Source organism: Caballeronia sp. LZ028 (assembly GCF_031451415.1).
GTDB classification, from domain to species: Bacteria; Pseudomonadota; Gammaproteobacteria; order Burkholderiales; family Burkholderiaceae; genus Caballeronia; species Caballeronia zhejiangensis.
Genome location: NZ_JARUXN010000014.1, coordinates 37,198 through 59,687 on the forward strand (window position 1 = coordinate 37,198; position 22,490 = coordinate 59,687).

22 protein-coding genes are annotated in these 22,490 nt (G+C 63.0%); 9 read left to right on the top strand and 13 right to left on the bottom strand.

The genetic code is table 11. The annotated features are described in order from the left end of the window. Positions 1 to 83: 83 nt before the first annotated feature. Positions 84 to 722 (bottom strand): NADPH-dependent FMN reductase, encoded by a 639-nt coding sequence (locus QCE58_RS31765; protein ID WP_033535800.1) that lies wholly within the window; start codon positions 720 to 722, stop codon positions 84 to 86. A gap of 248 nt (positions 723 to 970) precedes the next feature. Between QCE58_RS31765 and QCE58_RS31770 the strand changes: the two genes are divergently transcribed. From QCE58_RS31770 to QCE58_RS31805, 8 genes are all read left to right on the top strand, one after another. Next, complete coding sequence (locus tag QCE58_RS31770) at positions 971 to 1,558, top strand: nitroreductase family protein (protein WP_008346743.1); 588 nt, start codon at positions 971 to 973, stop codon at positions 1,556 to 1,558. Positions 1,559 to 1,694: 136 nt separating this feature from the next. Next, on the top strand, positions 1,695 to 2,486 hold the full coding sequence (locus QCE58_RS31775) for an EAL domain-containing protein (protein ID WP_250522293.1): 792 nt from the start codon (positions 1,695 to 1,697) through the stop codon (positions 2,484 to 2,486). A 115-nt stretch (positions 2,487 to 2,601) separates the two neighbouring features. Beyond that, the gene (locus QCE58_RS31780) at positions 2,602 to 4,101 is read left to right on the top strand and encodes an ATPase domain-containing protein (RefSeq protein ID WP_008346739.1); all 1,500 of its coding nucleotides are present in this window, start codon (positions 2,602 to 2,604) and stop codon (positions 4,099 to 4,101) included. Continuing rightward, positions 4,098 to 5,768: an ATP-binding protein gene (locus QCE58_RS31785; RefSeq protein ID WP_250522292.1), complete on the top strand. Its 1,671-nt coding sequence runs from the start codon at positions 4,098 to 4,100 to the stop codon at positions 5,766 to 5,768. Before QCE58_RS31780 ends, QCE58_RS31785 begins: the two co-directional genes overlap by 4 nt. Positions 5,769 to 5,938: 170 nt before the next feature. Beyond that, positions 5,939 to 7,378: an ATPase domain-containing protein gene (locus QCE58_RS31790; RefSeq protein ID WP_008346736.1), complete on the top strand. Its 1,440-nt coding sequence runs from the start codon at positions 5,939 to 5,941 to the stop codon at positions 7,376 to 7,378. 13 nt (positions 7,379 to 7,391) lie between these two features. Beyond that, positions 7,392 to 7,778, top strand: coding sequence for a response regulator (locus QCE58_RS31795; protein WP_008346734.1), 387 nt, complete (start codon positions 7,392 to 7,394; stop codon positions 7,776 to 7,778). Positions 7,779 to 7,859: 81 nt separating this feature from the next. Beyond that, positions 7,860 to 8,240: a response regulator gene (locus QCE58_RS31800; protein WP_008346733.1), complete on the top strand. Its 381-nt coding sequence runs from the start codon at positions 7,860 to 7,862 to the stop codon at positions 8,238 to 8,240. A gap of 37 nt (positions 8,241 to 8,277) precedes the next feature. Beyond that, complete coding sequence (locus QCE58_RS31805; RefSeq protein WP_250437290.1) at positions 8,278 to 9,852, top strand: PAS domain-containing sensor histidine kinase; 1,575 nt, start codon at positions 8,278 to 8,280, stop codon at positions 9,850 to 9,852. Positions 9,853 to 9,875: 23 nt separating this feature from the next. Here the strand turns inward: QCE58_RS31805 and QCE58_RS31810 are convergent, their stop codons facing one another. From QCE58_RS31810 to QCE58_RS31830, 5 genes are all read right to left on the bottom strand, one after another. After that, the gene (locus QCE58_RS31810) at positions 9,876 to 11,018 is read right to left on the bottom strand and encodes an amidase (protein ID WP_250522291.1); all 1,143 of its coding nucleotides are present in this window, start codon (positions 11,016 to 11,018) and stop codon (positions 9,876 to 9,878) included. Further along, positions 11,015 to 11,530, bottom strand: coding sequence for a nuclear transport factor 2 family protein (locus QCE58_RS31815; RefSeq protein ID WP_175981615.1), 516 nt, complete (start codon positions 11,528 to 11,530; stop codon positions 11,015 to 11,017). The genes QCE58_RS31810 and QCE58_RS31815 overlap by 4 nt, the downstream gene beginning before the upstream one ends. Positions 11,531 to 11,544: 14 nt before the next feature. Then, positions 11,545 to 11,919 (bottom strand): tautomerase family protein, encoded by a 375-nt coding sequence (locus QCE58_RS31820; protein WP_250522290.1) that lies wholly within the window; start codon positions 11,917 to 11,919, stop codon positions 11,545 to 11,547. Between the two features lie 78 nt (positions 11,920 to 11,997). Then, positions 11,998 to 12,498, bottom strand: a complete 501-nt coding sequence (locus QCE58_RS31825) for an aromatic-ring-hydroxylating dioxygenase subunit beta (RefSeq protein ID WP_175981619.1) — start codon at positions 12,496 to 12,498, stop codon at positions 11,998 to 12,000. After that, positions 12,495 to 13,778, bottom strand: a complete 1,284-nt coding sequence (locus tag QCE58_RS31830) for a Rieske 2Fe-2S domain-containing protein (protein ID WP_008346725.1) — start codon at positions 13,776 to 13,778, stop codon at positions 12,495 to 12,497. Before QCE58_RS31830 ends, QCE58_RS31825 begins: the two co-directional genes overlap by 4 nt. 168 nt (positions 13,779 to 13,946) lie before the next feature. On the opposite strand from QCE58_RS31830, the gene QCE58_RS31835 reads away from it, so the two are divergent. Then, positions 13,947 to 14,867 (top strand): LysR family transcriptional regulator, encoded by a 921-nt coding sequence (locus tag QCE58_RS31835; RefSeq protein WP_008346723.1) that lies wholly within the window; start codon positions 13,947 to 13,949, stop codon positions 14,865 to 14,867. Positions 14,868 to 14,873: 6 nt separating this feature from the next. Here the strand turns inward: QCE58_RS31835 and QCE58_RS31840 are convergent, their stop codons facing one another. From QCE58_RS31840 to QCE58_RS31870, 7 genes are all read right to left on the bottom strand, one after another. Further along, a complete protein-coding gene (locus tag QCE58_RS31840) occupies positions 14,874 to 15,842 on the bottom strand; it encodes a PDR/VanB family oxidoreductase (RefSeq protein WP_008346721.1) in 969 nt (322 codons plus the stop codon). A gap of 94 nt (positions 15,843 to 15,936) precedes the next feature. Further along, complete coding sequence (locus QCE58_RS31845) at positions 15,937 to 17,247, bottom strand: MFS transporter (protein ID WP_175981621.1); 1,311 nt, start codon at positions 17,245 to 17,247, stop codon at positions 15,937 to 15,939. 129 nt (positions 17,248 to 17,376) lie between these two features. Next, positions 17,377 to 18,297 carry a LysR family transcriptional regulator gene (locus QCE58_RS31850; protein WP_033535823.1) on the bottom strand — a complete coding sequence of 307 codons (921 nt, stop codon included), beginning with the start codon at positions 18,295 to 18,297 and terminating at the stop codon, positions 17,377 to 17,379. Positions 18,298 to 18,341: 44 nt separating this feature from the next. Next, on the bottom strand, positions 18,342 to 19,016 hold the full coding sequence (locus QCE58_RS31855) for an ethyl tert-butyl ether degradation protein EthD (protein ID WP_250522289.1): 675 nt from the start codon (positions 19,014 to 19,016) through the stop codon (positions 18,342 to 18,344). 2 nt (positions 19,017 to 19,018) lie between these two features. After that, the gene (locus tag QCE58_RS31860) at positions 19,019 to 19,537 is read right to left on the bottom strand and encodes a flavin reductase (protein WP_250522288.1); all 519 of its coding nucleotides are present in this window, start codon (positions 19,535 to 19,537) and stop codon (positions 19,019 to 19,021) included. Between the two features lie 28 nt (positions 19,538 to 19,565). Continuing rightward, positions 19,566 to 20,756, bottom strand: coding sequence for an acyl-CoA dehydrogenase family protein (locus tag QCE58_RS31865; RefSeq protein ID WP_309780904.1), 1,191 nt, complete (start codon positions 20,754 to 20,756; stop codon positions 19,566 to 19,568). A 32-nt stretch (positions 20,757 to 20,788) separates the two neighbouring features. Continuing rightward, a complete protein-coding gene (locus QCE58_RS31870; RefSeq protein ID WP_081851805.1) occupies positions 20,789 to 22,141 on the bottom strand; it encodes an MFS transporter in 1,353 nt (450 codons plus the stop codon). Positions 22,142 to 22,490: the final 349 nt, after the last annotated feature.

Here is a 22,490-nt window from a genome sequence, read left to right on the forward strand (position 1 = left end):
CGCGGAACGTGCGTCGGGATACCAAGCATCGTCCATGGTCGAAGCGCACGGATCGACCGTATGCTTTCGACGTCTTGCCTGCCTCAGCGCTGTGCGAGCGCGACTTCGCGAGTCACTGCATGCCACGCATCCGGCCGGTGCGAAGCGAACGCGAGTGCGAAGTTCGACGCCTGCTGTCCGACGGTAAACAACTGCTCGACGACCTTCGGATCGGAACAATGGTCGGCGCTTTCGAAGCGCGTTTCCAGCGTGTTGACGGCGGCGCCGAAGGGCGTCGGCCAGCCGCGCAGCGCATGCACGATCGAGCGCAGCGAGGTCAGCACCGTGCCCGCCGCCTGCCAGCCATAAGCGGTGACGATGCTGCCGACCGCGCGGCCGTCGAGATAAGGGCGCTCGTCGTTGCGCAGTTCTTCGAGTGTGTCGAGCGCGTTCTTCACGAGCCCGGAGATACCGCCGTGATAACCGGGCGTCGCGATGACGAGCGCATCGGCGTCGCGCACGGCTTCGATCAGTTCGCGCTGGGCGTCGGTGAGATCGCGCGTTTCGGGCGCGTAGTGGGGCAGGCTGTGCAGAAATGCGCCGCCGAACAGGCGCACGCGAGCGCCGGATTCTTCCGCGCCTTTGAGCGCGAAGCCCAGCGCGCGTTCGGTGGACGATGCAGGGCGCGTAGTGCCGCCGATGCCGACCACGAGCGGCCGGCGAATGGGTTCAATACGGGACAAGATAACAACTCCGGATAAGGCGCAACAGCGCGCAGCGACTATTCAGCGGGCGGCTAAGACTGACCATGATAGTCGCCCGGATCGCCAAGCGGAAAGCACGAATCGAGCTAAGGATATGCGTGTACATGCCCGCGGCGCGGGAAGGCGGCTTATCGTCGGCGCCGATTTAATCAGCACGGGAAGTCATATCGCGTTCGCGCCGCACGGCTTATGCTGGAAGCCCTTTTTTATTTCGATCGCCAGAATCCATGACGCACCGACCCGCACCGACCGATATCGACATTCATCCTTTGCTCGCCGGACGATGGAGTCCGCGCGCCTATGGCGAACAGCCCGTCGCGCACGCCGATGTGCTTGCGCTGCTCGAAGCGGCGCGCTGGGCGCCATCGGCGTATAACGTGCAGCCCTGGCGCTTTCTCGTGTTCGAGAAGACCCGGAACGCTGCCGCATTCGAGGACGCCTTCGCCACGCTGGTTCCGTTCAACCAGACGTGGAACCGGAACGCGCAAGTGCTGATCGCGGTGCTCGCGGATACGCTCAACGCCAAGGGCGAGGTCAATCCGAACGCGAGCTACGATACCGGCGCCGCGGCGCTGGCGCTGCTGCTCGAGGCGCATGCGCGCGGCCTCGCCGCCCATTCGATGAGCGGCTTCGACGCGAAGGCCTTGCGGGACGCGTTCGGCATCGCGGAGCGCTACACGCCGCTCGCCGTGATCTCGGTTGCGCATCATGGCGATGTAGGCGTGCTGTCCGACGCGTTGGCCGAACGGGAGCAAGCGCCGCGCAAGCGGCTGCCGGTGGTCGACATCGCGCAGTTCGGCGGGTGGAAGAACTGAGTAAAGCGGGAGCGCGCCGCGACATGGCGCGCGACTGTGCAGCGCACGGTTTCTCGTCCGGGGTGTAAAGCCCATGTCGATTCGTGTCGATAAAGACTAGTCAAAACGTGCGCCGCGTGCGCGATCCGAAAAATTCATGAAAGATAAGCCAGCCATCCAGCTCGCGCACGGCGATGCGTCGCACAAGTGCACGGGTTGCCGCGTCCCCGATAGCGACGTCATCGATCTGGCCTTCGCGTTCCAGCCTATCGTCGATACGCGCAATGGCGTCGCGTATGCCCATGAGGCGCTGGTGCGCGGCCCGAACGGCGAATCGGCGGGATCGGTGCTCGCGCGGGTCGACGAAGCCAATCGCTACCATTTCGATCAACGCTGCCGCACCGTGGCGATCGAACAGGCCGCGTCGCTCGACATGAGCGGATTCCTGTCGATCAATTTCATGCCGAACGCGGTTTATCAGCCTGAAGCGTGTATCCGCAGCACGTTCGAGGCGGCCAAGAAATTCAAGTTCGCGACCGATCGCATCATCTTCGAGACCGTAGAGGGCGAGAGCGTCATCAGCCGCTCGCATCTGGTCGAGATATTTCGTGCGTACAGACGCTTCGGCTTTCAGACCGCCATCGACGATTTCGGCGCCGGCTACTCCGGGCTCACGCTGCTCGCCGAATTCCAGCCAGATTTCATCAAACTCGACATGGAACTGGTGCGCGGAATCGACACGGATTCGGTGCGGCAGAGCATCGTGCGGGGCGTGTTGTCCATGTGCGGCGATCTCGGCATCCGCGTGATCGCCGAAGGCATCGAAACCCGTGGCGAGCGGGACTTCTTCTTCGCGCAGGGCGTCACGCTGATGCAGGGATATTTCTTCGCGAAGCCCGCGTTTCGCTCTCTGCCCGCGCCGACCGAAGACTGGACAGTCCAGTCCTGAGCGCGCGAAATTGCCGTTTCAGCCGTGCTTTTCGCAAAGCAAGCTGACTTGGCGACCAAACTCTTCAAGGCCGAAAAATTGCTAGGAGGTAAAAAACACCACTCAAAGGTCGGTTATGCCAGAGATCGTTCCACTGCCGCTCACGAAGACAGGAATCCCCGAACTCGATGTCGTTCTGCGCGGCGGGCTGCCGACGCATCGGCTGCATCTCGTCGAAGGGGCGCCCGGCACTGGAAAAACCACCATCGGCATGCGCTTCCTCATTGCGGGCGTCGAGAAAGCTGCGAAGTGCCTGTATGTCACCTTTTCGGAGTCGGAGCAGGAGCTTCGAAGCGCCGCAGCCACGCATGGCTGGGACATGTCCGGTATCGATATCTTCGAACTGATACCGGACGAGGCCAACGCATCGCGTCAGCAAACGGTGCTCTTTCCGTCGGAGGTCGAGTTCGACAGGACCATCGAACGGATCATCCGCCGCGTGGAGGAGACAGGCGCCGAGAGGGTCGTCATCGACAGCGTGTCGGAGTTGCACATGCTCGCGCAAAACAAGCTCGCCTACCGGCGGCAGATGCTCGAACTCAAGCGCTTCATGCAGGGAAGGGAGGTCACCGCCATCCTTCTCGACGACCTTCTGAGCGGAGAGGACGGAGAACTTCATAGTTTTGTCCATGGCGTTATCACGCTCCAACTGATCGAGCGCGACTACGGCGCCGCGCGCAGGCGGCTGCGGGTCGCAAAAATGCGCGGCATGAACTTCCAGAGCGGATGGCATGACTACATGCTCGTGCCGGGAGAAGTGCTCGTGTTTCCGAGCCTGATCGCCGACGAACATGCGAGTCTTCCCGGCGGAGCGCCGCTCGAAAGCGGCTTCGCGGACCTCGATCGCATTCTCGGCCACGGACTCGATCGCGGGACGACCACGATGATGATCGGTCCATCGGGTGCGGGAAAATCGTCGATCGCCTTGAGCTATGCGCTGTCGAGCGCGAACAACGGCGAGTTTGCGTCCTACTTCTCGTTCGATGAGACCTACGAGACATTCCTGCGACGCGGCCACAGCCTGGGCCTGAGCGCGGACGAGGCCATGGCGAGCGAGCGATTCTCGTGGCGGCGGATGAACCCGTCGCGTCTCTCGCCGGGCGAATTCGTGTGGGCCGTGCGCCGCGATGTCGAAGACCGCAACGCTCGCGTGGTCGTCATCGATAGCATCAATTCGTATCTGAGCACGATGCCGGAAGAGCGTTCGCTCGTGCTGCATCTGCATGAGTTGCTCACCTATCTGAATCGGCGCGGCGTCGTGACGATCATCGTGCTCGCTCAACAGGGCGTGGTCGGCGATGTCCAGAACCCGATCGACCTCAGTTTCCTCAGCGACACCGTGTTGCTTCTGCGCTTTTTCGAAGCCGCGGGCCGTTTGCGGCGCGCACTTTCGGTCATCAAACAGCGAACGGGACTGCACGACAACGCGATCCACGAATATCAGCTTTCGTCGATTGGCGTGGAAGTCGGGCCACCGCTCGAAACCTTGCGCGGCATTTTCACCGGCGTTCCGACCTACGAAGGCGCCCGCGAAGAATTGATCGGCGAGGGCGACCAACCGGCTGACGCGTCATGATGCGTGACGAAGCGCCGACGACGGTGCAGGTGCTCGCGCCGGTCGGACAGGATGCGCGGATCATCGTCGAGACGCTGCGCGCCGGCGGCATCGATGCGCTCGAAATCGGCACATTGGCCGATATCTGCAAACAGCTTCGGCAAAACGACGGCATGAGCATCGCGGGGCTGCTGTTGACCGAAGAGTCGCTTTCCGAGCTGGCGCCGTCGGGCGATTTTGCCGACTGCCTCGAAAAACAGCCGCCGTGGTCGGACATTCCTATCTGCATTCTGACGGTGCCGGGCGATCGTCCGAGCACGGTGCAACGCTGGCGTCTCTTCGAAGCGCTCGGCAATGTCACGTTGCTCGCACGCCCGTTGACCGCGGAAGTGCTTCAAAGCGTGGCGCGCGGTCTGATTCGCGCGCGCGCACGGCAGCTTCAGACGAAACGGCATCTCGACGAGCTCAAGGACGCCGCGCAGCTTCTGGAACGGCGGGTCGCCGAGCGCACCGAAGAGCTGATGACGGCCGAAGAAACGCTTCGGCAAGCACAAAAGATGGAGGCGATCGGTCAGCTCACGGGCGGCATCGCGCACGACTTCAACAACCTGCTGCAGGTCATCAACACCAACATGGAGTTGACCAAGCTGCGCATGCGCCAGGGCCGTTTCGCCGACATCGAACGCTTCGTCCAAAGCGCGCACGATGCGACGCAGCGAGCCGGCGCGCTGACGCATCGGCTGCTTGCCTTCGCACGCAGACAAACGCTCGACCCCAAGGCGATCTCGCCGAACCGCCTGATCGACGGCATGCTCGATCTGATAAGGCGCACCTTGGGACCGTCCGTCGAAGTGAATGCGCGGCTCGAAGAAACCCTCCACACGACGTTGAGCGACCCGGTGCAACTGGAGAACGCCGTGCTCAACCTGTGCATCAACGCACGCGACGCCATGCCCGCGGGCGGCACGCTGACGATCCGCACGAACAACGTCTCCTTCAAGGGACGCCTTGCGCGCCTGCACGGTTTGAGCGATGGCGATTACGTCGTGATCGCGGTCGCCGACACGGGATACGGCATGGCAGCGGAAATCATCGACAAGGCGTTCGATCCGTTCTTCACCACGAAGCCCTTGGGGCAGGGCACGGGCCTGGGCTTGTCCATGGTGTACGGATTTTCGCGTCAGTCGGGGGGCAAAGTGTCGATCGAGTCGCAGGTCGGCAAGGGCACGACGGTGAGCATCTATCTGCCGCGACTGACGGATTCGACACCGGAAACGGAAGATTTGCCGGCGACGATCGTCCTGCCTGCTGTCGGAAAGCAGCGCACGGTGCTCGTCGTCGATGACGAAGCCGATATTCGCCTGGGCTGCACCGAAGTGCTGAAGGATGCGGGTTTCAATGTCATCGAAGCCAGCGACGGTCCGTCCGGGCTCGACATCCTCAATTCGAACGCGGAGATCGACATCCTGGTCAGCGACATCGGCATGCCGGGCATGAACGGGAAGGAGATGGTGGACCGGGCGCGATTCAGGCGGCCTGCCTTGCCGGTCCTTTTCATGACGGGATATGCGGAGAAATCGGTGTTCGGCAACGGCAGGGTCGAAGAGGGCGCGCACCTGCTGACGAAGCCGTTTGCGATCGAAGAGCTCGTGCTGAAAATCAACGACATGATCGACGCAGAAGACTGACGCGCTCGACGTCGAGCCTGCGAGACGGGAACGCCGGAGCGTCGTCTTGCCCTGTCATTTCGAGTACACTGCCGACCTGAAGTGGCGGGATCGGAACCGACAGGTACGGAACGGCGGCGGCAAATGGGTAGCGATGCCCGGCTTGCCACCCAACATAATGGATCGACGCAATGGACAAACTCGCGCGGCTACGCAGCGAAGTTCCGGGACTTGACGATATCTGCGACGGCGGACTGATAGCGGGCTCGTCTTATATCGTGCAGGGACGGCCGGGAGCGGGAAAAACCATCCTCGCCAATCAGATTGCCTTTGCGCAAGCCCGTCAGGGACACAAGGTTCTCTACATCACGCTGCTCGCGGAATCGCACGACCGGCTGTTCCAGTCGCTATCGGCGCTGAGTTTCTACGATGCGAGCCGCCTCGGCAAGGATCTGACTTACCTCAGTCTTTTTCGCACGCTTCGCGAGAAGGGACTCGATGCGCTGGTCGCATTGCTGCGCTCCGAGCTCGCGCGCACGCAGGCCAGCATTCTCGTGCTCGACGGATTGCTCAATGCCCGCGAAAGCAGCGAAACCAATCTGGACATCAAGACCTTCGTCGCGGAATTGCAAGGTCATGCTGCGTTCACCGGTTGCACGGTTCTCTTCCTGACCAGTGCCCGGATCGACGAATCCAGTCCCGAACACACGATGGTCGATGGCGTGCTGCACCTCGAGGAGAACCTGTTCGGGTCGCGCACCGTACGGCACATTCGCGTTGCGAAATCGCGCGGCAGCCGTGCGCTGAGCGGCTTGCATCTCTATGAAATTTCGGAGCGCGGCATCGCCGTATTCCCTCGCCTCGAAGCCGCTCTCGCTCGACCGTCCACGCAAGAGACCGTCGGGTTGACGAAGGTCGCCACGGGTACGGGCGGGCTCGACGAACGGCTCGGCGGCGGTTTGCCTGCCGCCTCGATGTCCGTCGTGGTGGGGCCAGCCGGCAGCGGCAAGACGACCTTCGGAATCGGCTATCTCAACTGCGCGACCGTCGAGCGGCCTGCCGTGCATTTCGGTTTCTATGAAACGCCGGAGCGGCTGTACGCGAAAGCGAAGGCACTGGGTCTCGATCTGCAAACGCTCGTCGAAAAGAAGGCGCTGTGCATGTTGTGGCGCCCGCTCACCGAAAATCTTCTCGACAAGCTCGCCTACGAGCTGCTCGACGCGGTTCGCACGACGCGCGCAGAACGTCTGTTCATCGACGGCCTCGCCGGTTTCGAACGCGCGACCGTCGATCCGCATCGCATGGTCGAATTCTTCGCCGCGTTGAGCAACGAGCTGCGCGCGATCGGCGTGACGACGGTGTGCACCTGGGAAACGAAGGAACTGTCGGGGCCGTGGCGCACCAATCCATCGCCGGAAATCCTGTCGCAGATCGACAATGTGATCGAGATGCGCCATCAGGCGGCGGGTGGTCCTTTGCGACGCAGCATCACGGTGCTCAAGGTGCGCGACAGCCTCTTCGATACATCGACCGCGGAAGTGCAGATTTCCGGACTCGGCGATGGGCTGCACGTCACGGGAACGATGTCCACGGCGCGAGGCGCAATGGGCGACGACGCGAGCGGACGATAGCCAGGCTGCGCGCATGGCTAATCTTGTCGTCGTGGACGATGAACCTCTCGTTACCGATTTCCTGAAGTTCCTGCTGCAGGACTTGGGGCACGTCGTGCATGCTGCTTCGAACGGCGCGGACGGGTTGCAGACGATCCAGCGCATCAGACCGTCGCTCGTGGTGACGGATTTCATGATGCCCGTCAGTTCAGGCGTGGACCTTGCGCGAGCGCTCAGCGGCGACGATGACTTCCGGCGGATTCCGATCGTCCTGTGCAGCGCCGCCCCGCACGCGATCGATCCGGCCGATCGGGCGTTGTTCGCGGCAATACTGCAAAAGCCTTATCCGCCGTATCGTCTGATCGAACTGGTGACATTGCATGTTGAAAGAGGCGGCGCCGGATTGCGCGGCCAGCCGTAGTGACGAACAAGCAGGATACTGAGGATTCGACTCAGTCCCGCGCCGGGATTCCAACCGTTTTTGTATGGCTGTGAGCGGTCCATGACGCGTGTCCTTCTCGTTGATGACGAACCTGATCTGCTCGAAGCGTGGAGCTTCGCGCTCGAATATTCCGGCTACGAGGTGGAGCGCGCGCGCGATGGACGAGAGGCCATTGCCGCGATGCAACGCTCGGTGCCCGACCTGCTCATCACAGACCTGATGATGCCCGGCATGGACGGAGAGGCATTGTGCCGGGCCGTTCGCGAGCGGCCGGAATGGGCGGCGATTCCCATCGTGCTGCATACGTCCGCCCATGTGGCTCGGCCAAGCGGCATCGTTCTCTGGAACGCCTTGCTCAGAAAACCGGCCTCGATGGACCAGTTCCTGAAGACCGTTGCCGAACTCACGCAGGGATTTGGACAAGGAGAGGATCGATCGTGACGAAGCGTCCTCTGGCAACATCACCACGGCTCTTCCGATGACCGACTCGACTTCCCGTTCGGCGGAAGCGAGCGCTGTCGGCACGGCCGACCGGGCGATCTTCGACCGCTTGATCGAGCCGTATCTCATGCTCGATCCGGGCCTGAGAGTCGTGTTCGCGAACCGGGCATGGCTTGCGATGTTCGGCGAGACCGAAGCGGCTTTGGGGCAATGCGAACATCTGATCCGCGCGCTCGTCGCGAATCTGCACGCGGGTCAGCGCCGCCTCTCGCCCGCTTTCAGCCTGGACACGCCGGATCGCGCCGCCACGCACGAACAGCCGTCGCGGTACTGGCAGATCCACGTCTCGCATCTTCCCGCGACCGCCGATGAACCGCCGCTCATCCTGCTGCGCTTCGATGACGTCACGATGCACACGCTGGCGACGCGCACGGAACGGCGAGAGAAAGCGCGACTGCGCTCGCACGCGCGGCTCCGGCAGATTCTTGCGAGAGAAGCCGAGCAGCGCCTGCACGATCATCGCGTTCGGTTCGAACGGGCGTTGGCTTTCGCTGGCGTCGGCGCGTGGGAGCTCGACGTCGGAACGGGCGCGGTGCATTGCAGCGAACAATGCGTCGAAGATCTCGGCTTGCCGGACATCGCCGGGCTGGATCGGCAAAAGCTGTTCATCGAGCAGCCCGATCCGGTTGCGGAGCACTGGCAGGCGCTGCAAGCCAAACGAAGCTTCGAGTGCGAACGATGCATCGATGGAGCGCGTGGCCGGCGCTGGGTCCTGATTCGCGGCACAGGGCAGTTCGCGGACGACGGCACCATGCAGTCGGTGATGGGCTTCACGCTCGACATCACGTCGCGCAAGGAACGTGAGCTCGAGCTGTCCGCGACGGCCGGCGAGGAACGTTCGGGGCGCGAGCGCAGCGAAGCGCTCGCCAAGACAATGGATCATTTCATCGCGGCCGTCAGTCACGAGTTGCGTTCGCCTTTGAACGCGATCGTCTCGTGGGCGGAACTGCTGCAGGTCGTCGCCGATCCTTCACACGTCGCGCGGGCGGGCGAAGCGATCCGCCGCAACGGCCGCCAGCTGTCGCATATGGTCGACGATCTGCTCGATAGCGGCGCGGTCGTTACCGGCAAGCTCTCGGTTCATCTGCAGCCGGTGGATATCGGTGCGCTCGCGCTCAACGTCGTCGAAGACATCCGCAAGACCGCGGAGCACAAGGGCCTGCGATTGCAGACGCCGCACGTCGAGCCGTGCATCGTCATGGCGGATGAAAGCCGCCTCGAGCAAGTCGTCTGGAATCTGCTCACGAACGCGGTGAAATTCACGGACGCGGGCAGCGTGTCCATTTCCGTGAGCACATCGGACGGCCAGGCGGTGCTGACCGTTCAGGACACGGGGCGCGGCATTGCACCCGATGCGCTGCCGGACGTCTTCGACCGCTTTCAGCAGATCGCGCCGCAGTCGAGCGGACGCGTCGGCGGCCTGGGGCTCGGACTGTGGCTCGTCAAGAACATCCTGAGCCTGCACGGCGGAACGGTCGATGTTGCGAGCGCCGGACGCGGGCAGGGCGCGACTTTCACCGTGCGTCTGCCGCTCGACTCGAACTTGCGTTGAGAGGCGCACGGCTCGTCGGCTCGTTACGCATGCGGAGCGAGCATCGCTTCGATGTATGCGGCCACCGCGCACACCGTCTCGTCATCGCCTTTGCGGCCGACAATCTGCAATCCCGCCTTGAGCGACGCCCCTTCAACCGGAACCGGTAACGTAAGCGCCGGATGTCCGCTCAGGTTGAAAGGCCGGATAAGCGACGACATTGCGATCACCGGAGTGCCCGCGCGCGCGGCCTCGATCGTGATCGGCAGCGATGGCATGGTCGGAAGAATGAGGACGTCGGCGTCCGCCAGCACGCGATCGACCTCGTCCGTGAAGTCGCGACGTATGCGCTCGGCTGCATCGAGCTCGGATACCGGCGTGTTCGCGGCGGCGCTCAACCGCGCCAGGATATCCGGGCCAAGCTTTCCGCTGCCGACGAGATGACCGAACGCGCGCCACGTCTCGGCGTTGATGACGGCGAGACCGGCCGTGAACGCATCCTGAATGGATTCGAGCTGCACGGCGCGCGACGCGAGTCCGCTGCGCGCGACCGCGCTCGCCACCGCGTCGCGGATCCGACCTTCGGCTTGCACATCGGGCAACGCGACGCGTATCGCTGTCACGTCGCGGCGCGCACGGCCGCCCTGAAATGACGGATCGATTGCGAGCATTACGTCGATGACCGTGTTCATCTCCCGTGCAAACGGGCCGACACAGTCGAGCGACGTCTGGCGCGGCGCGACACCTTCACGCGACACGCGCCCGAAAGTCGGCTTCAGGCCGATCACGCCGCAGCATGCCGCGGGGCAACGCACGGAGCCGCCGGTATCGGTGCCGAGGGCGGCATCGACGAGCCCGAGCCCCACCGCCGATGCCGAGCCGCTCGACGATCCGCCGGGAATGCGCGCCGGATCTTCGGGATTGACGGGCGTGCCGCTGAAGTCGTTGAGGCCTGTCATGCCGAACGCCAGTTCGTGCATGTTCGCCTTGCCTGTAATGCGCCAGCCCGCATCGAGCAGCCGCTGCACGACTTGCGCGTGGCGCGGTGCGGGCGGCGCATCGGCGAGTGCGCGGCTGGCCGCGGTCGTCGGATAGCCGGCTATGTCGATACTGTCCTTGATCGCGATGGTCGGTGCATCCGCGGCGGCATGCGTCGCGAGATCGAATTGCTGCAAAAAGGCGCTCATGCACGGACTCCTTGCGCGGGGTTGAGTTGCCAGGGCGCGTCGAAAAGGCGTTCGGTGCGGAAGTGGCGAATCAGCCAAACGTCTTCATCGTGAGGCGACGGAGTGAAATCCACATCGAGCCGCGCCGAGATGAGCTCGGCGTGTGCATCGACATATCCGGATGCCTGCAACATGATCCAGCGGCCCTTCGCCGTATCGCCTTGTACTTCGATATGCTCGCTCGTCAGGAAGTGGACGTTGGTCGCGAAGTGCGGCGTGGGCGGCAGGTAGCGTTGCAGCATCGCGACGATAGCGTTCGGCCCCGCCAAGCGGCCGAACTTGTCCGCATACTGTGGACCGATGCCTTCCCACACGGCGTCATCGCTGAAGAGTGCCGTCAGCGATTCCCCTTCGAGCGCGCGTGCCGGCACATCGCAGAGCGCCATGTATCGGGCGATGGTCTTGCGCACCGCGTTCTGCGCTTCGAGCACGCGCAAGCGCGCCTGCAGGCTCTCGATGATTTTGTCCGTCATGGCTTCACGTATTCTTATCGGCCCAAGGCGCGAGCGGTCTTTCCGCCCAGGCCGAAATCGGTATTCGGAATGTCTTTGATCAACACGCGCGTGGACTGCAAGGGCACATTCAGCACGGAAGCGCCGGTCTCCGACAGATGCGCGATCAGCGCTTCTTTCTGCGTCTGCGTGCGGCCAGCAATCAGGATCGCGATGATGACGGGCAATCCCGCCGCGCTGACTTTGCCGCCAAAGCCGCTATTGGATGCGGGCAACTCCGACAGCAGAATACGCACGGATTCGGCCGGCGCACCGATCGCGTCGACGGTCGCTTGCGTGAGCCCTTGAATGAGCGATGCCTTGCGTTCGTCGGCGTGACCTTGAGGCAAATAGACTTCGAGTGTTGGCATGAACGTAGCGAATGGATAGCGCGCGCATCGCTGAAAGCAATGCCGGACGACCGACATCGACACGACGCGCGCATGACTTCAAAGCAGAAAGCCGATGGCGCTCAGCGCCTCGGTCGAGTCGATCAGGCGGATCACCTTCTCCGACAGACGCGGCTCGCCGCTCGACATATCGATCTTGTGCGTCAGGTCGGCAGCAAAGATCGTGGACAGACCGCGCTTGTAGGCAATCACGATCTGCGAGGACTTGACCTCGACGAGGTCCGCGCTGTCGCCAGAGAGCGTGAAGCGCGACACCGTGCGTACCGTGCGCGCCGCATCGGAGGCCGACGCCGAAAAGCCGGACGTCATACGCTGCACGCGCAACTCGCGCATGTGATGGTCATCGTATGCGTAGTTGAGCGTGGACGCGTAGTCGGTCGTCCGCGGATCGATCGGCACGACGTAATGGCCTTTCGGGTCCCACAGATCCAGCCAGGCGCGATAGTCCCGGCGGTCGAGCAGTTCCGCTTCCCGCCAGATGAATGCGATCGCGCGCGCCAAGGTCTGGTCCGTGAAGAGTGCGTTGCGTTCGTCCATCATGCTTGCTCCATCATCGCGCGCCATTGTCTGTAGGCTTCGCGCATGCCGGTTTCGTCGGTCGAATGCGCGGTCTTCTCACCGTTCGGTGCGGTCGTTTCGCGGTTGAGGCCGCGGTTCACGAGGATAGGTACGTCAGGGCCGGCGTATGAGCCGCGCTGCACGCGCTCCCACGCTTCGGCGTCGTCAGGGCTGCCGAAGCCCAACGGGCCCTGGAAGTGCTCGTGCATGCGCAAGCGCGCGCGATTGGCTTCCTCGGGGCCGCCGTCCATTCCCAGCGCGACATGGCGGATTTCCGTTTCCACCGCGGAGATCGGGCGCAGCACGCGGAAGAACGCCATCGAAAGCGCGAGGTTCGGAAACAGATTGAGGTTGAAGCCGACGCCCATCAGCGAACGCACGATGCGGCGCACTTCTTCTGGCGTGTGTTTCTCTGCGAGTTGCGCGGCGAGTTCATTGAAACGTTCGGGCAGCGGCGCGCCGTCGTCCTGATCGAGATCGACGAATTCCGGCATCAGCACGGCAAGGCTGTGACCATTGCCGAGCGATCGGCAGAACGCCTTGTCGCTCGTCATGAAGCTCGTGATGACGGCGGCCGTTTCATCGTCGATGGACTTCATCCATGACTTATGGACGACGGGAAAGTGATACAGGTCCGTCGTGTTCTCGAGCTGGATCTTCCAGTTGCCCTTGAACCTGAACTTGTGCTCGCCATTCGCCTTGATGGGGTAGCCCGCGCCCTGCTTCATGAAAAGATCGATCCACGGTTTGGCGCCGCCGAGGAAGTCCTCGAGCGGTTCGATAGATTCATCGAAGCTCGCGAAAATCAGCCCTTGATAAACGCCCACGCGCAGCTTCTTGAGCGGCAGATCGCCTTTCTCGCACACGCCTTCATAACCATCGCCGTAGGGCAGGGCGCGCAGCGTGCCGTCGAGCGCATAGGACCAGCTGTGATACGGGCATGTGAAACCCTTGGCGTTGCCCTTGTGCTCTTCGCAGACGGTCGCGCCCCGATGACGGCAACGGTTCTGCAACACGTTCACGGTTCCGGTCTTGTCGCGCACGACGATGACCGGCTGACGGCCGATGGTCGTCGTCACGAAGTCGCCGGGCTTCGGCAACTCGCTGTCATGCGCAACCCACACCCACGTCTTGTAGAAGATGCGTTCGAGTTCGGCCTCGAACAACTCCGGATCGTAGTAAAGCGAAGGCGCAATGCGATCGGACTCCGCGCGCCTGGCTAGCGCGCTGGTGTCGATGGTCTGATAGGTCGGCGTACTCATCGTATTCCTCGGAGAAGTTGAGTGGCTGATCGAACGACTGACGCGAGCTTGGCTGGGCGCTCGGCAAATCCTCTCGTTGACATCAGTCTCGCTTTTCGAGGATCATGCGTCAAATCGATTAAAAACAGGTCGTTCAATCAGTGCGGCCTATATCTCGGACGGCCCGTCATGACATCCATCGACCATATCGATCTGAATCTGCTGCGCGTTTTCCAGGCTATCGTGGAAGAGCGCAGCCTGACGCGCGCAGGCGAGCGTCTCGCGCTCTCTCAACCGGCGGTCAGCTATTCGCTCGGGCGATTACGCACCTTGTTCGACGACGCGCTATTCATCCGCACGCGCACGGGCATGCAGCCCACGCCCGTCGCGCTGGAATTGGCCGAGATCGTCGGGCGCGCGCTCGACACCGTGCGCCAGGCGTTGCGTTACGCCGAGCGTTTCGATCCGGCGACGAGCACGCGTACCTTTCGCCTGTCGCTCTCGGATGCGGGGGAGATGGCGTATCTGCCGGCGATCTGCGCCGCGTTGCACGATGCCGCGCCGCGCGCGAAGCTGGTGGTCGAGCCGTTGCCGGTCGAAGAAATCGAAGAAGCATTGCGCGCGAGCCGGCTGGATTTCGCGATCGGCAACTTGCCGTCGCTATTGCCGCGCACGCGCCATTGCGTGCTCTTCGAGGAATCGTATGTATGCATGACCCGCAAGCGCGACGATCTGCCCGAAGGCACGAAGCTGAAACTCGCGCAGTTCCTTGCCGCGTCGCACGTTCAGGTTCGCTCGCTCGAACACAGCCATGACGCGCTCGACGATGCGCTGCGCGGACGAGGCGTCGGACGCAATATCGCGCTGGCGTTGCCGCATTTCGTGGCGGTGCCCGGCGTGCTGGCTGCAACGGATCTGTTCGCCACGCTGCCGGAAAAGCTCGCGCATATCCTCAACAGAGGCGAGGCGTTCAACATTTACGCGCTGCCTGTACCGTTGCCGAGAGTGGCCGTGACGATGCACTGGCACGAACACTTTCACGACGACGAAGGCAACGCGTGGATGCGCGCCCTGATGACCGACACCCTCGCGAGCTTCAAGACGATGTGATTTCGCTCAGAGATCGAGCACCAGCACGGGCGAACGGGAACGCGACACGCAGCAGCAAATCACGCTGTTGCTCGCGCGTTCCGCTTTGCTCAAACAGTGATCGCGATGCTCGGGCTCGCCGCTCACGACATCCACCATGCACGTACCGCAAACGCCTTCGCCGCACGAGGTATCGACTTCTATGCCGATGGAGGCGAGCGCATCGACGATCGACGTGCTCTTGTCCACGCGAACCGTTTGTCCGCTGCTTGCGAGTTGCACCTCGAAGCTGTCCAACGAGGCTTCGGCCGTGGCAATCGGCTCGGCTTTGAAGCGCTCCAGATGGATCGCATCCGCGGGCAGGCGAGCTTGCGCCGTCTCGACCACGGCATCCATGAAGGCGCTCGGCCCGCATGTGTAGACATGTGCGTTCGGACCGGCATCGCGGATACATTCGTCGAGCTTGTCGCGCTGCTCGTGCCGCTCGACGCCGAAATGCAGCTTCACGTACGCGTTGAACGGGGCACGCGTCAGCAAGGTCATGAATGCCGCATGCGCCTCGCTGCGCGCGAAGTAATGCAGCGTGAAGCGCGCATTGCTCGCGACGAGCCGATAAGCCATCGACAGCAAGGGCGTGATGCCGATGCCCGCGCCGATCAGAATGTGCTCGCTTGCGGCCGCGTGAAGCTGGAACAGACTGCGCGGCGCGCCGACGGAAAGCTCGGAGCCCACGGTCACTTCCTCGTGAAGCGAGCGTGAACCGCCGCGCGATTGCGCTTCCTTCTTGACCGCGAAGATCTGCGTCCGGAGACATGCCGGATCGCCGCAGAGCGAGTACTGACGCGTGACACCCGAGGGGCCGGTCACATCGATATGCGCGCCGGGCTCATAGGGTTCGAAGGGCGCGCCGTCGATTCGCGAGACGCTGAACGAGCGCACGCCGTGCGCTTCCTCGCGCAACGCGTCGACTCGGACTTTCACGGTTTGAGCTTGCATGATCGCCTTCCTTTCGATGTGTTTCCCACAACCATGCATCGATCTTAGAGCCGCACGCCGAATAAGAAAAATAGGCTAAAAATCGTGTATCGCATCAATGTGACTGATGACGCGTTTCGTGCGTGAAGCGCAGCGTGACGACCGTCACGAGACTGAGCGCGATGAGAAACACCGCGACGGGCCAGGACGCGTGATAGTGCGAAAGCAACGCGGTCGCGAGGAGCGGCGACAGACCGCCAGCGAAAATCGAAGCCACTTCATGCCCGAGCGCAACGCCCGAGTAGCGCACTTCCGTGCTGAACAATTCGCCGACGAGCGCAGGCAAGGTGCCGATCATCGCGCCGTGACAGACGGCCGTGCCAAGCACCAGCGCAAGCCAGATGAGCGGTGTCGAATGCGTGTCCAGCAGCCAGAAGAACGGGAAGGCCATCGCCGCGAGCGATGCGGCGCCGATCATATACACGGGCTTGCGTCCGATGCGATCGGAGAGCTTGCCCCACAGCAGCATCGCGATCATTTCGACGACCATCGCGAGCATGACGCCGGTGAGCATCGTCGAATTCGGAATGCCGATGAACTTCCCGTACACCAGCGAAAACGCGAGAAAGATGTACGCGCCGCCGTTCTCCGCGACGCGCAGGCCCATCGCCATCAGTATTTCCTTCGGATGACGCTTGATCGCTTCGAGCACCGGCATATGCGACGTCTTGCCCGCTTCTTCCGCGTTCGCGAAGTCGCGACTCTCAGGCAGGCTATGACGAATGTAGACGCCGAGCGCGAAGATCACGATGCTCGCGAGAAACGGCAGGCGCCATCCCCACGAGATGAACTGATCGTGCGGCAAGGCCTGCACCGCGAGAAACGCCGCCGAGGAAAGAACGAAACCGCCGCCGACGCCGAGCTGACTCCACGCCGCGTAATAGCCGCGCTTTTCAGGCGGCGCGTTCTCGCTGATCATCAGCACGCCGCCGCCCCATTCGCCGCCGGACGCGATGCCTTGCAGCAGGCGAAGTGCGACGAGCGCAACAGGCGCCCACAGACCGACGTGATCGTAAGTCGGCAACAGGCCGATGCCGAACGTCGCGAAGCCCATGATGAGCAATGTCCAGACGAGCGACGCGCGCCGTCCATAACGGTCGCCGATATGGCCGAACACGATACCGCCGAGCGGCCGTGCGACGAAGCCCATCGCGAATGCCGCGAACGCGCCGAGCGTGCCGATCAGCGGGTCCGCATTGGCCGGAAAAAACAAACTGCCGAACACGAGTGCGGCCGCCGTTCCGTAGACGAAGAAGTCGTACCACTCCATCGCGTTGCCCGCGACCGACGCAATGACGATACGTCTGAGCGTGCGATCCGGCATTGCTGCGCTGGTTTCGGCGGTCGAGGTATGAACTGTTGCCATGTCTGCTCGCATTGAATGAGAAGGGCTGCAGCCTTCTTGAGGCTTCGCATGACAAACAGTGTCGTGGCGACACTCACCCCGGTCAAATTCGCCGAAAAGAACGCGTGATATCAGCCCAGCAAATGAGCGTCACGCGTCGGGCTGGCGAAACATCGAATGGATCGTATTGCGCAGCCACGCCACGCCCGGATCGCTCGTGAATTGCGTGTGCGAGTGCACCTGAATCTCGATGGGCGGCAGCGCAAAAGGCAATGGCAGAATGCGAAAGGCCTTACTACGATTGAAGCGCAGCGCGATGCTCTTGGGGAAGAGCACGGCAAGGTCCGTGTTCATCACGATTTCGGGCGCCACGACGAAATGCGGCAGCCGGACCGCGACATCGCGCTTGAAATTCAGCTCGTCGAGCCATTGCTCGACCATGCGATGGCCCGTCGCGTTGGTGCTCGCGTAGACGTAGCGCAAGGCGGTCAGGTCGTCGCGTGTCGGCCGCGACTTGCGTAACGGATGATTGGCGCGCACGACGCATACATGCTCGTCGACGAATAGCGTCTCGCTCACGCATCCCGCGTCGAGACCCGGCACATAGCCTAGCGCAAGATCGATTTCTCCGGCGCGCATGGCGCTGCTTACGGATTCCACCGGAACATTGACCGCTTCGATTCGAATGCCGCGCGCCTCGCGGTCGAGCAGCGCGACGAGCGGCGGCAGAAAAAAGAATTCCGACATGTCCGACATCGAAATGCGAAACACGCGCCGGGCGGTCGCGGGATCGAAGCTGGCGAGTTGCTGGACCGCCTCGTTGATGATCGACAACGCCTGCGCGAGCGGCGGATACAGCCGATGCGCGGCATCGGTCGGCACCATGCCGGCGGGCGTGCGCACGAAAAGCGGATCACCGAAGATCGTGCGCAAGCGCCGTAGCGCATGACTGACCGCGGGCTGCGTCAGTTCGAGACGTTCGCCGGCGGCGGTCAGGCTGCGCAAATCCCAGATGGCGAGGAACACGCGCAGCAGATTGAGATCGGCGATACCGGAGTTGAGCTTCGTCATACACGGTTGACTCACGAACGAGCGCTGGTCGCGCCATGCGGCCATCAATGTGTGGCGAGATTACCGTATGTGCTGTGCATTGCAAAATGCGGCGTGGCTCCGCGATAGGGCGGCAAGGTATGGAAATCGCGCCGCATCGATTCGCGCACCGGCGAGGCGAGTGCGTCGGCGAGCGCGGACGCATCGTCGAAGACGACCTTGTTGCGTTGCATCGCACTCGCGCGCGTGCAAGGCAGGCCGATGGTGCAATCGATGCGCGTGTAGATCTCCAGCTCGCGCAATCGCGGCAAGGTGGACATCAACGGCGCGTGATGCCGCAGGTAATGCGCGAGCCATGTGTCGAAGTCCTCGGCCGGCCCTTCGTACGCGACGAGATAGGTGCAGCGCTGAATGCGCGCTTGGGTGGATGGCGCGTGCGAGGCCAGCGCGCGCACGGCCATGACTTGCTGCATGAAGCGCCCGGCGATCAAAGGTTCTCGAAGCGCGCGATGGATCGGGCCATCGAGTCTCGCGGCAGCTTCGAGCGCGGCGAGTTCATCGAAATACAGTTGAAGCACGCACGATGGCGCATCGGCCGCGGGCGGAATGCGCGGATCGACGTGTTGCGCCATCGGCTCGTGCACGACCAGACTGCGTAAGCCGTCGATGCGCTGCAATGGCGCAATATCGACCAGCGGGCGCTGTCCGCCCGCACCGATCAGAAACAGGCAGATTTGCATGCTTACGCCGCCTCGCAGGAAGCAGCCGCGCGCGCGAGCCGATGAAACTGCCGGCCGAAGTACACAAGCCCATCGCCGTCTTCGCGCGAGCCGATGTGTTCTGCCTGTACGAAAAGCACTGAATGCGAACCGACCTGCTTGCTGTCGACGATACGGCCTTCGAGACTCGCGATTGCATCGTCGAGCACGGGAAGTTGCAATGCGCCAGGCCGCGAACCGCAGCGCGCAAAGCGTTCGTCCATCGAGCCTCCGTCCATGCCCGCGAACGCGCGCGCCAGTTCCTGCGCGTGCGCGCCCAGCACGTTGATGCACGCCCGGCCGTTAGCAAGCAACACATCGTGAACGTAACTCGACTGATTGATGCAGACGAGCATCGTGGGTGGCGTATCGGTCACGGAGCACACGGCGCTTGCCGTGATACCGCAGCGTCCGTGCGGGCCGTCGGTGGTAATGACGTTGACGGCGGCGCCGAGCGAGGCCATCGCGTTGCGAAACTGTGTGCGCGCTTGATCGTGTGTCATGGCAGATGTCCTTTCAGGATTCGCGGGTTCAGGGATACGGCGTAACGGGCGGAATGCCGACGAAGATCGCGCCCGATGCGTCGTAATTGCCTTCGCCGAGAAAGGCGTGTTGCGTGACGACGATCGAATCGCGTACCAGACGCTGCATCCGGTTCTCGCGATAGATCGCGCCGATGCCCGCCATCTTGTACGCCTGCATCACGATATCGGCGCAGGTGTGGGCCGCGTGCGTCGCCGACAGACGCAGCAAGTTTGCTTCGGCAGGCAACACCGGGTCGCCCGCGAGCACCGTGCGCCACGATGCTTCCGCGCACTCGAAGAAGAACGCCCGCGCGCTGCGCAGTTGTGCTTCCGCCTGCGCGAGCCCGGAACGATAGTAGGCGCGATCGGCGAGACGCGGCGCACCGGTCGTGGTTTTCGTCACGCCGGACATCCCCGCCAGCAGGTCGAGCGCCGCGCGCGCCAGGCCGATGTTCACTGCCGCATGCACCTGCGCCTGATACGCGACGGCGGGATACCGGTACAGCGGTTCATCGATCAGCGGCGTGCCGCCGCGCACGAAGGTCCATTGTTCCTCGACGTATTTGTCCTTCAGGCGCAGATCATGGCTGCCCGTGCCCTGCATGCCGACCACGTTCCAGTTATCGACGATCTCCACTTCGCTCGCCGGGAAAACCGCAGTAAAAGGCTTGCCGGCGTTCTTGTCGTCGGTGCCGGCCGGCGCCCCGCCGATTCCCACGCCGATCCAGTCCGCGCCCTTGCAGCCGCTCGCAAAGCGCCACTGTCCCGACACGAGGAATCCGCCGGGCGCGCGCTCGGCCTTTTGCAGCGGATACAAGCCGCCCGCGAAGACCTGATCGGGACCGGCCGCATAGATTCGCGCCTGGGTCTCCACAGGCAGTGAAGCCAGGTACGTGTTCGCGGAGCCGAACGCCGCGACCCAGGCGGCCGATCCGTCCGCGATCGCGATACGTTCGAGCATCTCGAGGAAGCGCGCGGGCGGCAGCGCATCGCCGCCGAAACGTTCGGGCGTGCTCGCGCGGAAAATCCCCGCGCGCTTCATCTTGCCGACCATATCGCGCGGCACGTGGGACAGGGCGTCGAACCCGTCGCGGCGGCGCTCGACTTCCTCGATCAGCGTATCGAGGTGCAGCGGTCCGGCGTACTCGGGATAGTCGTTTTGCGAATCGATGATGGCTTCGCTTCGAAGGGCTTGCATAGGTGATACCTCTCGGTCGATGTGTGTCGATGTCATTCGGGCTGACGGCGTGCAGCGGCGCGCATCGCTTTGGGATACGTCTCGCGTGCGAGCAGCGTGGCGACGACGGTGATCAGGCCCAGTACGCCCAGATAAATGGCGACCGGCACGGCGCTGTGATAGTGGGCGAGCAACGCGGTGGCGATCATCGGCGAGAGGCCGCCGCCGAGTACGGAAGAGACTTCCCGGCCAATGCCGAGTCCCGAGAAACGCAGGTGCACCGGCAACATCTCGCTGATGAACGCGGGCTGCGCGCCTTCGAGAATGCCAAGCGTGATGCTGTTCGCGAGGACGAGCGCCGCAACCACCTTCCAGTACTCGCCCGAGCCGAGCAGCGCGAAGTACGGCCACGCGACCAGCACGATGGCGATTGCGCCGGCGAGATACACCGGCTTGCGTCCGACCTTGTCGGTCACCCAGCCGAAGAAGAGCGAAACGGGGATCATCAGCAGCATCGAAATGCACAGGCCGCTCAGAACCCAACTCGACTTGATGCCCAGAAACTGCCCGTAGGCGATCGAAAATGCGAAGAAGAGGTAGGACGCCGCGCCCTCGCCGAAGCGCAGGCCGAACACGGTCAGCACTTCGCGCGGACATTGGCGCAGCACTTCGATGACAGGCATCCGGCTTTCGTGGCGCGTCGCCTTGACTTCGGCGAATGCGGCACTTTCTCCGACGGAGCGGCGCATCCACAAGCCGAGAAGAACGAGTGCGGCGCTCGCGAGAAACGGAAGGCGCCATCCCCAACTCTGGAAGTCGCCCGCCGGCAAGTTCTGCACCAGCAGGAACGCACCGGTGGACAGGACGAAGCCGAGTGCCGCGCCACACGGGCTCCACGCCGCGAGCGCGCCGCGCTTCGATTGCGGCGCGTTCTCGTGGATCAGCAGGATACTGCCGCTCCATTCGCCGCCGGCGGCCAGTCCCTGAAGAATGCGCAACAGAACGAGCATCGCGGGCGCCGCAATGCCGACCTGCTGATAGGTCGGCAAAACGCCCATCAGGACCGTGGCGGTGCCCATCGTGAGAAGGGTCAGCATCATCACGACCTTGCGGCCGTAACGGTCGCCGATATGTCCGCATAGCACGCCGCCGATGGGTCGCGCGATGAAGCCGACCGTGAAGCCGCCGAATGCGGCGATGGTGCCCGTGAGCGGATCGGTGCCGACCGGAAAGAACAGCTTGCCGAAGACGAGCGCGGCGGCGGTGCCGTACAGAAAGAAGTCATACCACTCGAGGATCTGGCCGAGCACTGCCGTCGTGACTGCACGGCGCACGTTGCTTGGGCGACGAGCCGATCGGGTTTGAGCGAGCGCGCTCAGGTCGGAATTCAGAGCTTCAGGGTTCATGGTTGGGGAAGACATGAGGTGATGGTTCCCGCTTCCCTGATGCTCAAGAAGCGGTGCGAGTCGTATCGATGCGATGCGATGCGATGCGATGGGCCCACGATATGAGCCTCGATAATCGCGGTCAAATTCGAGACAAAAATGCGCGACATGAATCTGGTGCATGTGCCGTTGCATGTCGTACGGAATAGCCCTTGCCTCGCATGACATATCGATAGCGCTTATCGCCGGTCATGCTTTTGGCTTATTTGCCGCGTGAAACGAGCGGCCGCAGACTGCGTGGCGCATCGCATTCATCACCGCAATGAGCCTTCATTGCGTCAATCAACAGAACGACTCGCATGGAACACGC

Bases quoted from the DNA above. Each gene is read 5' to 3' on its own strand.
- QCE58_RS31770 (WP_008346743.1), top strand. From the start codon at position 971: ATGACGCACCGACCCGCACCGACCGATATCGACATTCATCCTTTGCTC.
- QCE58_RS31775 (WP_250522293.1), top strand. From the start codon at position 1,695: ATGAAAGATAAGCCAGCCATCCAGCTCGCGCACGGCGATGCGTCGCAC.
- QCE58_RS31780 (WP_008346739.1), top strand. From the start codon at position 2,602: ATGCCAGAGATCGTTCCACTGCCGCTCACGAAGACAGGAATCCCCGAA.
- QCE58_RS31785 (WP_250522292.1), top strand. From the start codon at position 4,098: ATGATGCGTGACGAAGCGCCGACGACGGTGCAGGTGCTCGCGCCGGTC.
- QCE58_RS31790 (WP_008346736.1), top strand. From the start codon at position 5,939: ATGGACAAACTCGCGCGGCTACGCAGCGAAGTTCCGGGACTTGACGAT.
- QCE58_RS31795 (WP_008346734.1), top strand. From the start codon at position 7,392: ATGGCTAATCTTGTCGTCGTGGACGATGAACCTCTCGTTACCGATTTC.
- QCE58_RS31800 (WP_008346733.1), top strand. From the start codon at position 7,860: ATGACGCGTGTCCTTCTCGTTGATGACGAACCTGATCTGCTCGAAGCG.
- QCE58_RS31805 (WP_250437290.1), top strand. From the start codon at position 8,278: ATGACCGACTCGACTTCCCGTTCGGCGGAAGCGAGCGCTGTCGGCACG.
- QCE58_RS31810 (WP_250522291.1), bottom strand. From the start codon at position 11,018: ATGAGCGCCTTTTTGCAGCAATTCGATCTCGCGACGCATGCCGCCGCG.
- QCE58_RS31815 (WP_175981615.1), bottom strand. From the start codon at position 11,530: ATGACGGACAAAATCATCGAGAGCCTGCAGGCGCGCTTGCGCGTGCTC.
- QCE58_RS31820 (WP_250522290.1), bottom strand. From the start codon at position 11,919: ATGCCAACACTCGAAGTCTATTTGCCTCAAGGTCACGCCGACGAACGC.
- QCE58_RS31825 (WP_175981619.1), bottom strand. From the start codon at position 12,498: ATGATGGACGAACGCAACGCACTCTTCACGGACCAGACCTTGGCGCGC.
- QCE58_RS31830 (WP_008346725.1), bottom strand. From the start codon at position 13,778: ATGAGTACGCCGACCTATCAGACCATCGACACCAGCGCGCTAGCCAGG.
- QCE58_RS31835 (WP_008346723.1), top strand. From the start codon at position 13,947: ATGACATCCATCGACCATATCGATCTGAATCTGCTGCGCGTTTTCCAG.
- QCE58_RS31840 (WP_008346721.1), bottom strand. From the start codon at position 15,842: ATGCAAGCTCAAACCGTGAAAGTCCGAGTCGACGCGTTGCGCGAGGAA.
- QCE58_RS31845 (WP_175981621.1), bottom strand. From the start codon at position 17,247: ATGGCAACAGTTCATACCTCGACCGCCGAAACCAGCGCAGCAATGCCG.
- QCE58_RS31850 (WP_033535823.1), bottom strand. From the start codon at position 18,297: ATGACGAAGCTCAACTCCGGTATCGCCGATCTCAATCTGCTGCGCGTG.
- QCE58_RS31855 (WP_250522289.1), bottom strand. From the start codon at position 19,016: ATGCAAATCTGCCTGTTTCTGATCGGTGCGGGCGGACAGCGCCCGCTG.
- QCE58_RS31860 (WP_250522288.1), bottom strand. From the start codon at position 19,537: ATGACACACGATCAAGCGCGCACACAGTTTCGCAACGCGATGGCCTCG.
- QCE58_RS31865 (WP_309780904.1), bottom strand. From the start codon at position 20,756: ATGCAAGCCCTTCGAAGCGAAGCCATCATCGATTCGCAAAACGACTAT.
- QCE58_RS31870 (WP_081851805.1), bottom strand. From the start codon at position 22,141: ATGAACCCTGAAGCTCTGAATTCCGACCTGAGCGCGCTCGCTCAAACC.